At 62.7% G+C, this 11,816-nt stretch carries 8 protein-coding genes, 1 tRNA gene and 1 pseudogene; 3 read left to right on the top strand and 7 right to left on the bottom strand.

What is annotated here, in order from left to right:
* Both EOA29_RS11700 and EOA29_RS11695 read left to right on the top strand, forming a co-directional pair.
* A pseudogene (locus tag EOA29_RS11700) lies at positions 1 to 493 on the top strand (sugar ABC transporter substrate-binding protein); the annotation flags it as partial.
* A 52-nt stretch (positions 494 to 545) separates the two neighbouring features.
* Positions 546 to 1,238 carry a class I SAM-dependent methyltransferase gene (locus EOA29_RS11695; RefSeq protein ID WP_126091644.1) on the top strand — a complete coding sequence of 231 codons (693 nt, stop codon included), beginning with the start codon at positions 546 to 548 and terminating at the stop codon, positions 1,236 to 1,238.
* An 18-nt stretch (positions 1,239 to 1,256) separates the two neighbouring features.
* Here EOA29_RS11695 and EOA29_RS11690 read toward each other — a convergent pair whose 3' ends face one another.
* The 7 genes from EOA29_RS11690 to EOA29_RS11660 form a co-directional block, all read right to left on the bottom strand.
* Positions 1,257 to 1,532 carry an acyl carrier protein gene (locus tag EOA29_RS11690; protein ID WP_126091645.1) on the bottom strand — a complete coding sequence of 92 codons (276 nt, stop codon included), beginning with the start codon at positions 1,530 to 1,532 and terminating at the stop codon, positions 1,257 to 1,259.
* 53 nt (positions 1,533 to 1,585) lie between these two features.
* Positions 1,586 to 3,139, bottom strand: a complete 1,554-nt coding sequence (locus EOA29_RS11685) for an AMP-binding protein (protein WP_189350509.1) — start codon at positions 3,137 to 3,139, stop codon at positions 1,586 to 1,588.
* Complete coding sequence (gene asnB, locus EOA29_RS11680) at positions 3,136 to 5,157, bottom strand: asparagine synthase (glutamine-hydrolyzing) (RefSeq protein WP_126091646.1); 2,022 nt, start codon at positions 5,155 to 5,157, stop codon at positions 3,136 to 3,138. Before asnB ends, EOA29_RS11685 begins: the two co-directional genes overlap by 4 nt.
* A 5-nt stretch (positions 5,158 to 5,162) precedes the next feature.
* Positions 5,163 to 6,146: an NAD(+) synthase gene (gene nadE, locus EOA29_RS11675; RefSeq protein ID WP_189350511.1), complete on the bottom strand. Its 984-nt coding sequence runs from the start codon at positions 6,144 to 6,146 to the stop codon at positions 5,163 to 5,165.
* Positions 6,143 to 8,878 carry an AMP-binding protein gene (locus EOA29_RS11670; protein WP_126091647.1) on the bottom strand — a complete coding sequence of 912 codons (2,736 nt, stop codon included), beginning with the start codon at positions 8,876 to 8,878 and terminating at the stop codon, positions 6,143 to 6,145. Before EOA29_RS11670 ends, nadE begins: the two co-directional genes overlap by 4 nt.
* Before the next feature lie 346 nt (positions 8,879 to 9,224).
* Positions 9,225 to 9,301: transfer RNA gene (locus EOA29_RS11665), tRNA-Arg, on the bottom strand.
* A 129-nt stretch (positions 9,302 to 9,430) separates the two neighbouring features.
* Positions 9,431 to 10,594: a M20 aminoacylase family protein gene (locus EOA29_RS11660; protein ID WP_126091648.1), complete on the bottom strand. Its 1,164-nt coding sequence runs from the start codon at positions 10,592 to 10,594 to the stop codon at positions 9,431 to 9,433.
* A gap of 215 nt (positions 10,595 to 10,809) precedes the next feature.
* Between EOA29_RS11660 and EOA29_RS11655 the strand changes: the two genes are divergently transcribed.
* On the top strand, positions 10,810 to 11,816 hold a 1,007-nt coding region (locus EOA29_RS11655), incomplete at its 3' end, for a D-alanyl-D-alanine carboxypeptidase family protein (protein ID WP_145969659.1).

Here is an 11,816-nt window from a genome sequence, read left to right as displayed (position 1 = left end):
GGATGAAGCGGACGGAGTGAAGGCCGATGAGGACGACCTGGAGCAGGTCACCAAGCTGTTCAAGGCCGGGAATCTGACGAACAACCGGCTCGCCGATGTTCGGCGCGCTGTCCTGCTTTCGTCCAGCCGGGCGCTGGAAACATCGGTCGAGCTCATGAGAACGCGGCGCCAGCAGGATGATTTTGCCAGGCAGCTCGAGCGCAACGAGAACCAAAGGCGTATCGGTTTGCTGAACGAATTGCGGGACACCGAGGTCCGGCTGGCCGACATCGGCACAAGACTTCGCGCCGCGAGCCAAAAGCTGCAGCCCCAGGGCGCAACCGCCGCGCCTTTGTCGATCGCCGGCGAAACCGTCAGGGCTCAGATGACGGTCATTCGCAAGATCGATGGGCAATGGCGCAAGGAACCTGCCGACGAAGACGCCGATGTGTCGCCTGGCGATACGATCGAGGTCAAGTTCAGCAGTGAACTCGAAAGCGCGGCGGTCCAGTAGGCTGTCGCTTCCGCAGCAACCGACCAACTCGATGTCTTTACGAGTGCAAGCCTTGAGCCAAGATATCAGCGTTACCGACGCCTACAGCAAAGGCAGCACGGCCTTCATGGGAATGGAGATGCTCGTCGCTCCCGGCTCACTGGTCCCGAGACCGGAGACCGAACTGCTTGGCACGACCGCGGTCGATGTCTTGCATCGAATGAACCTGCCGGCGCCGCGCGTCGTCGACATGTGCTGCGGCGCAGGCAATCTCGCCTGCGCCATCGCGCATCATGTTCCGGCCGCGAAGGTCTGGGCCAGCGATCTTACCGATGCGTGTGTCGAGGCAACACACCGCAATATCGTCCACCATGGGCTGGTCGGCAGGGTATCGGTCCTGAAGGGCGATTTGTTCGAAGCTCTATCCGCTTTGCTACATCAGGGCACGATCGACCTCATCGTGTGCAATCCGCCCTATATCTCGGAGAAACGGCTTGAAGGCGATCGCTCCCATCTGGTCGCTCTCGAGCCGCGCGAGGCTTTCGCGGCCGGGCCTTACGGCATCGCTATCCACATGCGCGTGGTGAAGGATGCCCTGCGGTATCTGCGGCCCGGCGGCGCCCTGCTGTTCGAGGTCGGCCTCGGTCAGGACCGCCAGGTCGCAAGCCTGATGGAGCGCAGCAGGGGCTACGAGGATATCGCCGCCGTCACCAACCTCGCCGGCGAGGCGCGCGTCGTGCTCGGATATGCAAAGCCGCAGCCCTGAGCAACTGGCAGGTCGGCTTCACCCCCTCTTTCGGGCGATGAACTGCGCTATTCCCTGGATGGAATCGAGGTTCTCAGGGAGGAGCTCACTGTCTTCGACGATGATGCCAAAGGTCTCTTCGATGAAGCCGATGACCTCGAGCACCCCGGTGGAATCGACGATGCCCTGATCGAGCAGCGATTCCGTGGCGCTGAGAGATTTCACGTCGGCGACGTAGAAGTTCGAGGCCAGGAAATCCCGAATTTGTTTCGTGTAAACGTCGCCCGCGGGCTTGGTTGCCAAAATCGAATCCATCCAATCCACCCTCCGATAAAAAGACAAATGCGATCCGCGCCGTTCAACAGGCGCTACGAAAGAGCTACCTTCTTGAGTTTTCCGGTGTCCGTCCTGGGCAGACTGGGCACGATGACGATCGACTTCGGGACCATGAAGTTTTCCAGCCGCTTCTGGCATTCCATCTGAAGCTGCTTCTCGCCGACGATCCGTCCCTGCTCGATCACGACGAACGCCTTCACCGCCTGGCCCAGAAGCTCGTCGGGGACACCGATCACCGCGGCCTCCTTCACGCCCGGAATGTTCACCAGCACGTTTTCGACTTCCTTCGGCGCAACCTTCTCGCCGCGGGATTTAATGATCTCGTCGCCGCGGCCGATGAAGTAGAGATAGCCCTCCGCGTCCATCCGGCAGTAGTCTCCGGTGTAGAGCACCTGCTCGCCCGGCAAGGGGCCAGGCTTGAGCTTCCTGGCGGTCGCTTCCGGTTTGCCCCAGTAACCCTTCATCACCGTCGCGCCACGGATGACAAGCTGTCCAACGGTTCCGGGCTCGACCCGCCTGTCGTTGTCGTCGACGATCCACATTTCCGTGTTCGGGATCGCAATCCCCACGCTCAGGGGCTTTCGCTCGAGATCTTCCGGCGGCAGGTAGGTGCAGCGCTTGCACTCGGTGAGGCCGTACATCGAATAGATTCGCGCGTCTGAAAACAGCTCCCTGAGCATGTTGATGTGCTTGAGCGGCAAGGCGGCCGCGGTGTTGGTGACATAGCGGATGCTCGAAAAGTCGTGGTCCTTCAGCGACTTGAGCTCCGAAAGCGAGGCGAAGATGGTGGGCACCCCGGGAAAGCCCGTAATCCTCTCGTCCTTGATGAGCTGAAGGATCTGCGCCGGAAAAGCGAAGGAACGTTCGAGGACAAGCCGAGCGCCGGTGCGGAAGGCCATCAGCATCTGATAGAGGCCGTAGTCGAAGGCGAGGGGCAGGACGTTGAGGATCACCTCATCTTCGCGAAGCTCCAGATATGACGCTATCGATGTGCATGCCGCCGTCATGTTGCGGTGTGTCAGCATCACTCCTTTGGGTTCGCCCGTGGACCCGGAGGTATAGATGATGGCGGCAAGATCGACGTCGATCGAACAGCGTGCCGGCGCGGCGAGAGCTCTTTCGGCGGCCGTTTCCCACCGCATCGCATGCGGCAGCCGGTTGAGTTCGTCGTCCTCGATCGGCCCCGATACGATCACCTTTCGCAGCGATCGGCAGTTGTGCGCCGGCCCACCGAACACCGAGCGCAAGTGCTGGTCCGTGATCAGCGCCGCCGGTCGGCAATCATTCAGGAGGTAGTCGAGCTTCTCGCTCTTTGTGAGCGGATTGACGATGCACACGACAGCGTTTGCCTTGAGCGCCGCCCAGAAGCCGACAACGGTCTCGAGCGTGTTGTCGGCGAAGATCATCACACGGTCGCTGCGTTGCACGCCGGCCGACACCAGACATTGCGCAAGCCCATTGGAGCGCTCGTCGATTTCGGCGTAGGTGACGCGTTGCCGATTGCAAACCAGCGCCACCTTATCGCCGAGCCGGCTGGCGGAGTGGATCAGATAGTCGTGCAGGAGCGGTACGGCACCATGGATCATGCTACCTCCCTTTCCCGATGCTCGTAGTCGACATCGATGCCGAGATCCGGCCTTGTCGCGCCGGCTGGACGGGTTGCGACAAATTGCTGATGCAGGAGTTGCGTCGACAGCACGCCCACCAGGGCCATGTTGTCGGAATTCGACATGTCGCCCTCGCCAACTCGGGCCTGGCACTTTCCAACCAGACGGGCAACCGATTGGGGATCGAAGACGCCCGCCGCCTGCAATGCTGTCTGGGACAGCGCTTCACGAATGTATGCCGGGGCGTCCGCGGCGAAGAAACTCAGCGCATTCGGCGCCCGGTAGGGCTGCTTCTTTCGGGCAACGACCTGGGGCGGCAGAATCGGCGCCGCGGCGCGCTTCAGCACGTGCTTCTCATCGAGGCCCCGCAGCTTGTAGGCGTCCGGAAGCGCATTGGCCAAGGCGACGACCTTGTCATCCAGGAAGGGGAAGCGGCCCTCGACGGAATGAGCCATCAGCATCCTGTCGCCTTGCGAAGAGAGCAGATAGCCCGACATCAGCGTCCGGATCTCCAGATATTGGTCCTGGGCGAGGGGGCTCCATCGCGGGAATTCGGCCGGCAATGTCGAGAGCAGTTCGGTCACCGCGTCGCGCCGTTCCGATGCGGCGCGCATATCCGGGCAGAACAGGCGTTTGATGGCGCTCGTCGTGCGCCAGCGCGTGTCATGCGCAAATCCGGCCACGGCGTGGGCCTGAATGTTGCGGCCGAAGAATTGCCTGGCCAGCGCCTGCTGATGAACCGGTGAGCGCGAGAGGTAGGGGTAGAGCCGTTCGAGCAGCCGGGCACGCCTTGTCGAAGCCGGCTGGCGTCCCCAGAAGCGGCGCACCTTGCCTTCGCGGAACAGGTCATAGCCGGCAAACATCTCGTCGGCGCCTTCGCCGGTCAGCACCACCTTGATGCCGTGTTCCCGCACCAGCCTCGACAGCAGGAAGAGTGGTGCCGGGGCGGTCCTGAGGATTGGCCGCTCGGTGTGGCGGATCACCTCGGGAAAGACCGCGGCGATGTCGCTGCGCGAAACGACTACCTCGTGGTGCTCGCTCCCGGTTCGGGCGGCGACGAGCCGCTGGAAATGGGTCTCGTCATACTCGGCATCCGCAAAACGCAGGGAGAAGGTTTGGAAACGCTCGCCGGCGAAGCGCCTTCCGAGCGCGGCGACAAGGGAGCTGTCGAGCCCGCCCGACAGATAGCAGCCAACCGGCACATCGGCCTGCACGATCCGCAACGCCGTCGCGGCTTCCAGCGCGACGCGCACCTCCTCGACCGCATCGTCCAGGGAGCCGCTGGATCGGTCGTGTTCCCGACCATGGATTTCCGGGAAGCGCGGTTGCCAGAAGGGATACTCGCGCGCCACGCCGTTCTCATAGAGGCGCACATGTCCAGGCGGGAGTTCGCGGATGCCCTGAAACACGCTCTGCGGAGGAACGACCGTCCACATGGTGAAGGTCTGATCGATGCCGGCCGGATCGAACGCGCGCGGGATCGCGGCATCGGCCGCGAAAATTGCCTTGACTTCGCTCGCAAAGAACATGCGGCCTCCATGCTCGCAGAAATGCAGCGGGCAAATGCCGTAGCGATCGCGCGACAATACCAGCCGGCCGGCAACCGGGTCCCAGATTGCCAGCGCCCATTGACCGTTCATACGCTCGAAGGCGGCCTGGCCCCATTCCTGATAGGCGTGCAGAACGACCTCGGTATCGCTGCGGGTGCGGAACCGATGACCGAGAGCGATCAGCCTGTCCCGCAGTTCGAGGTAGTTGAAAATCTCGCCGTTGAACACGACCCACATCAGGCCGTCAGCGTCGGCGAGGGGCTGCTGTCCATGTCGAAGATCGACGACCGACAAGCGGGCATGCGCCAGCCCTGCACGTCTGTCCCGGTAAAGTCCCCGCTCGTCCGGGCCGCGATGCGCAAGCGCGCCAGCCATGCGTATCAGTGCCTCGCGAGAAGGCGGTTCGGCGGTGGCGCTCAGCGCCAGTATTCCGGCGATCCCGCACATCCGGGTCAGCCCGCATCCATCGGGACGGACGGCAAGGGCCGGGCGTGCAGGTAACGTGCTGCCCGACGCTTGGCCTCGATATCCTTGTAGACCTTTTCGACCTGGCCGCCGGTAAGGCCCGCAGCCGCCGCGACCTCGTCCGCGCATACTCCATGGTTCACTCCATAGAGGCACAGATCCGTCAGGTGGTAAGGCAGTGCAAAATAGAATTCCTCCTGGCTCTGCGCCATGGAGAATGTGTCGGTGGTCGGAGGCCGGCGCCGGATTTCTTCGTCCACCCCGAGATGTTCCGCCAACTGGTAAACCTGCGTTTTGTAGAGGTGCACGATCGGCATCACGTCGGCGATGCCGTCGCCTTGCTTGACGAAAAAGCCCTGGTCGTATTCGAGCCGGTTCGGCGTTCCCGCTACCGCGTAGCCGAGGCGGTCCGCGTGATAGTACTCCGTCATCTTGCGGATGCGCTGCTTGTAGTTGGTCGCGGCGACGATCTGCAGATAGGCTGCCATGGGCAGCCGGACCGTGTTGACCTTGCCGTCACGATCCTGAACCGTGAGACGGGTGATGTTGAGGCCTTGGCTCTCCAGGACCGAGGTGAGCACCAGTTTGCATTTCCACCCTTCGTCATAGTCTGGAACGACGGAGCGGATGGCCTCGATTTGTCGACGATAGGCGCCGATGGCATCAAGCGCCGGGGCTATGTCTTCCACCAGGGTGTCGATGCCGAGCTGGGCCGCGATGACGCGCCCGAGCCTCAGCGAGTCCCCGGAGGAGTCCCGCTCCGGCATGAAGATTCCCAGGACCTTATCCCTTCCGAAGGCGCGCACGCACAACGATGCGACGACGGAACTATCGATGCCGCCTGACAGCCCGACCACCACACCGCGCCGACGAAGCGTGACCAGAACCTGCTCGCGCGTCGACGACGCGATGCGGTCTGCCTCCGCGGCGGCATCCAATGCCAGCACTTCCTTGGTGAACAGCGAGATCATGCCGGTTGGCCCTCCAATCGCAGAGATTCGGCTGGCGTATACGTTTGCAGGACGGCCTTTTCGATCAGTGGACGGTTGGTCGCGACATGAGGCTCCGCTACGAGATCGATGTGGGTACCGACGATCGGAATCACCTGCAGGTCGCGGAATACGCTGTCCCACCCGATGGTGCGGGACATGCCCGGACGAGCACAGCGAAACAGGGTGCCGGGGATCGAAAGCGCCGCTTTGGGTTCCTCCAGCCAGCGGAAGAAGGCCTGGGCCCGCAACACTTCCTGCAGCTCCAGCTTGATCCGGAAGCAGGCTCCATTGAACTGGCCGTCGGTGTAACGGTCGATCGCGCGAGCGAGACGAGTTTCGTAACCCATTCTGACCGCCATCTTCGCCAGAGCGCGGCAGGCGACGCGGTGGAACGAGATGCGGTTGGACCGTATCCGGCGCACCGTGCGGGTGACCGTCTCCCAGCGACGGCTGCGCTCGCCCTCAAGGCTCGTGTCGAGGATGCCGACGAACTTTACCGACCGTCCCGCCTTGAGCAGGCGCACGGCGACTTCCAGGGCAACTGCTCCACCGAGCGAATGGCCGAGAAGCCTGACATGGCCCGACGGCTGGGCGCGGTTGACCTGCTGGACTGCGGCATCCACCATGCTCGCCAGATCGTTCTGTCCCTTGAGGATCATTGCTAGACCTGGATATCTGATCGGCACGACCTTTGCGGTCTTGCTCATGGCAGAGGCGAAAGCGGCAAGGCTTGGTCCGTATCCGACGGACCCGGGAAACAGGAAAAGGAGCGGAGGATCATGCTCCGGTGCGGCTCTGCCCGGCGCGGCTGCTTGCGCCGCGACGACTGCCCTCACCATCTCTTCCGCGCTCATCCCCACGGTGAAGTTCTCAAGCCCGAGCTCCTGGCCGATCAGGGTCTCGATCTCCATCACGCAATGCAGCAGCTTGAGCGAATCTCCACCGGCCTCGTCCCACCTTCCTGCTGCTGCGCGCGTGTTGAGAACCTTGCCCCAGGCCTTTTGCACCACCTGACGCACTTTCAGGTCGCTGCCGGGACTTGGCAGATCGGCAATGGTGGTCGGCTTCCTGGCCAAAAGGTCCATCTTCCCGAGTTTCGCCAGGTCTATCTTTCCGCTGCCCAAGCGCGGAATCTCATCCACGCGATGAAGCCGCAGAGGGCGCAAGGGTGAGGGCAGCGCGTTTGCGATCAACTGGCGAAGGTCATCCACAAAATCCGGACCCGCGGGATCATTCGGGGTCGCGAATGCGACAAGTTCGGTTGCCTCCGTCACGATCGCCACGGCGTCCTGAACGGATGGGGCGGATCGCAGCACCCTCTCGAGCTCGGCCGGCTCGATGCGTCGACCATTGATCTTTATCTGCCGCCCCTTTCGGCCAATGATCCTCAATAGTCCGTGGCTATCCAATTGGACGAGGTCGCCGGTCGGGAAAATCCGCTCGCGCGGATTGTCAGCGTCCGCTTCGGCGGGGGCGACGGCGCCGTTCTCCCAATGCCCAAGGAGGACATACGGGCTTTTTATCACGAGCTCTCCCGTTTCACCGGGCGGGGCAGGACGCCCCTCCTCATTCACGATCGCAAATGCGATCCCCGGCAAGAGGCGTCCAACCGGCACGTCGATCTCGGCGTTCGGCGGCTCTGACGGCAGGAACCACTGCGAGCCTGTCGTTTCCGTGGACGAATAGCCGATCTGGACGAGGCATTGCGGCGGGACGGCTTTGCGCAGAAGGGCAATGTCGGTCCAAAGCACTCTCTCACCCCCGACGCGGGCCACTCTGAGCGAGCTGAACGTGTCGGCGGGAGCATCGGCCATGAGCGTGCGAAGCAAGGCGGGCACGAGGTAGGTGACGGTTGTGCCCTGGTCTTTGATCCTCGCGCGAACGCCGCGCAGGCCGATCGTTTCCAGCTCGACGAGGTGCAAGGTGGCGCCGGTGAGAATGGCCGCCAAAATCTCGCGACAGCCGGCTATCGTGGCCAGACCCGTCAGGGGAAGGAAAACATCCTCGGAATTGATGTGACATGCGTCGACATATTGTTGCACGCGCCAGAGCAAGCTGCGCTGGCTGTTGACGATGCCCTTGGGACGCCCGGTGCTGCCCGACGTGTAGAGAACGATCGCCGGCGCATCGACAGATGGTGATGGATGCGGCATGGCCGACAATTGATCGTCCGCCGCGGCATTTGCCGTAATGTCGATCCACTGGATTTCGGCAGCCAAATCTTCAGGCCGGCTTCCTGCGCCAAGGATGGCGGAGAGCTGCGCCGCGGATGCAATCTCGTTGATCCTGACGCTGGGATCCCTTGCATTGAGCGGGGCTGCAATCCTCCCCGCGGCAATGATCGCAAGCACCGCAACAATATACCAGACCGAAGCGGGCTGGCAGATTCCGACCGCCTTCCCTTCAGGGGCAAGGGCGGTGACACGGCGCGACCAAAGCTGGACGGCGGTATCGAGATTCGAGTAGCGAAGCTCATTCACGCCGTCATGGACGGCCACCTTCGAGGGGTAGCGCGCCGCAATTTCCCTGAGGTGAGCGTCGATCGAAACGTCTGCGAAGCCAGGCCCTAACGGCCGGTATGGGCGCCGGACCGGGCCCCCGTGATCCAGGTCATAATCGTGTACGCTTTCCCATCTGCAGGATGCCGGCAAATTAGAATTTTCAAAAAAAACCGTATCCGCCGCTGGTGCCTTCCAGTATGCCGGGAGCATGGCTTGCCTGAGCTAAAGTTGACGCCCGGTTATCGCTCTGCAGGGTGGCATTTTCATCAATCATTCTGATGATGCACAGGCATAGCCCGGCACAGCGCGATTGCGGCAGACGGCTATCTTTGCCTATCGCAGGTCGTAATGATCAATCGATCTAGTCCTCTGGTGTAAGGCTGGCCCTTGCGAAGCTGGGAGGCCGACCGCAATCCGCCTTTTCGTCACACAGAACTTCCGACTTTCCGGTCAAGCGGCCATCGCTGACCGTGCGAGAACCGCGGGAGCTGCGAAATTCGCCGTACTAATCTTCAGAAAAAAGTATGGCGGCTTCTCGCTAAGCGTTTGAAAATTATGGTGATCCCGACAGGAATCGAACCTGTGACCTACAGATTAGGAATCTGCCGCTCTATCCTACTGAGCTACGGGACCACGCGGCCAGACACATAGCCGCTTCGGGCCGGTTCGCCAAGAGGTGTTGCTCGCTGCCGAGCAACAACTTACTCCACGGCGCCGGCCGGGCGGCAGCGAGGTGGGCTCGCCGCCGTGCCGCAAAGGCGGTCAGGCGGCCAACGCGGCCTCCGCCAGCCTCACCCAATAGCTCATGCCATGCGGGATGACCTCGTCGTTGAAGTCATAGGCCGGATGGTGCAGGCCGGCGCTGTCGCCATTGCCGATGAAGATGAAGGCGCCGGGGCGCGCCTCCAGCATGTAGGAAAAATCCTCGCCGCCCATCACCGGCTGGATGGCGCGGTGGACATGCGCGTCGCCGGCGACGTCGGCGGCGATATCGCTGGCGAAAACCGTCTCTTCCGCATGGTTGAAGGTGACGGGATAGTTGGCGTCGTAGTCGACCTCGATCGTCGCGCCGAAGGCCGACGCAAGGCCGGCGCAGATGGCGCGCATGCGCTCTTCCGCTTTCCTGGCCACCTCTTTCTTCAGCGTGCGCACCGTGCCGGCGATCTCGGCCTGTTCCGGAATGACGTTGTAGGCATCGCCGGCGTGAAATTTCGTCACCGACACCACGACGGCCTCGACCGGATCGGTGTTGCGCGAGGCGATAGTCTGCAGAGCGCTGATCAACTGGCTGGCGACGACGATCGGGTCGATCGTGCCGTGCGGCATGGCCGCATGGCCGCCGTGCCCCTTGACGGTGATGGTGAATTCGGCGGTCGCCGCCATGATCGGGCCGGGCTTGATGGCGAACTCGCCGACCGGAAGGCCGGGCATGTTGTGCATGCCGAACACCTTCGAGATGCCGAAGCGCTCCATCATGCCGTCCTTGACCATCTCATTGCCGCCGCCGCCGCCTTCCTCGGCCGGCTGGAAGATCACCGCCACGGAACCGGCGAAATTGCGCGTCTCGGCCAAGTATTTTGCGGCGCCGAGCAGCATGGCGGTGTGGCCGTCATGGCCGCAGGCATGCATCTTGCCGGGGACTGTCGACGCATAGGGCTTGCCGGTGATCTCATTGATCGGCAACGCGTCCATGTCGGCGCGCAGCCCGATGGTCGGACCCTCGCCCTTGCGGCCGCGAATGATGCCGACGACACCGGTCTTGCCGAGCCCCGTCACGACCTCGTCGCAGCCGAAGGCCATCAGCTTGTCGGTGACGAAGCCGGCGGTCTGGAAGACGTCGAAATTCAACTCCGGCGTCCGGTGCAGATGGCGCCGCCAGCCGGCGACTTCTTCCTGCATTTCCGCGGCACGGTTGAGAATTGGCATAATCGGTCCATCTCTTTGTTGGGGCAGACGGCTCAGGTCCGCTGCCCGGCAATTGTGATTGCCTGGCGCTTTGCCATTTTGGCGTCACATAGGGTAAATAGCACGCACGAATGCGGTCCTGGGTCGAGGGTCGGTCCGCACCATGCTGGCTATCGCGTATCGAAATCTTACGGAGCCAGCGGCGACTACGGCAAGAGGCGATTTCGGAATAGATCATGCGGCAAGGGCATTTCCTCAACCTATTGCTGGCGGGCGGGCTGGCGCTGCCGATGCTCTGTGGCGCCGCGCGCGCCAATCCGGTGGTTCTCTTCGACTTGAAGAGCGGCAAGGTGCTGGAGCATCAGGATGCCTTCAAGCGCTGGTATCCGGCCTCGCTCAGCAAGCTGATGACGGCCTATGTGACGTTCCGGGCGATCGCCGCCGGCGAGGTCGCGCTCGATTCGCCGATCAAGGTGACGAAACATTCCGCCGGCGAGCCGCCGAGCAAGATGGGCTTCAAGCCAGGCTCGGTGATGCGGCTCGACAATGCGCTGAAGATGATGCTGGTCAAGTCGGCCAACGACATCGCCATGGCCGTCGGCGAGAACATCGGCGGTTCGCAGGAGGCCTTTGCCGACCGCATGAATGCCGAGGCCGCCAGACTCGGCATGACCGGCACGCATTTCGTCAATCCGAACGGGCTCTATTCGCCGGACCAGTATACGACCGCGCGCGACCTCGCCGTCCTGGTCACGGCGCTCCGCAACGACTTCCCGCAATATGCGCCATGGTTCTCCATCGAGGGACTTGCCGTCGGCAAGAAGGCGCTTCCCAACTACAATCTCCTGATCGGCCGCTACCCGGGCGCCGACGGCATGAAGACCGGCTTCGTCTGCTCCTCGGGCTTCAACATGATCGGCTCGGCGACGCGCAATGGCCGCACGCTGGTTGCCGTGGTGCTTGGCGAAAAATCCGCCATCAGCCGCGCCGAAGCCGCGGCGAAGCTGCTCGACCAGGGTTTTGATACGCCGGCCGCCGGCTCGACGACGCTGGCGGCGCTCAAGCCCTATGGCGACACGCTGTCGCCCAACGATCTGCATGACGAGATCTGCAAGAAGAAGACGAAAGAGGAGCAATCCGAGGCCGCCCCAACCGTCGACGCCAAGAACAAGCCGAAATCGCCTTATCAGGTGAAACTCGACCACCCAACGCTGATCGCGGTCGGCCTCGGCGGTGCCACCGG

It is taken from the genome of Mesorhizobium sp. M1E.F.Ca.ET.063.01.1.1 (genome assembly GCF_003998155.1).
Classification (GTDB): domain Bacteria; phylum Pseudomonadota; class Alphaproteobacteria; order Rhizobiales; family Rhizobiaceae; genus Mesorhizobium.
Note: the sequence above shows the minus strand (reverse complement) of the source record. Positions and strands in the feature narration are given on the sequence as shown.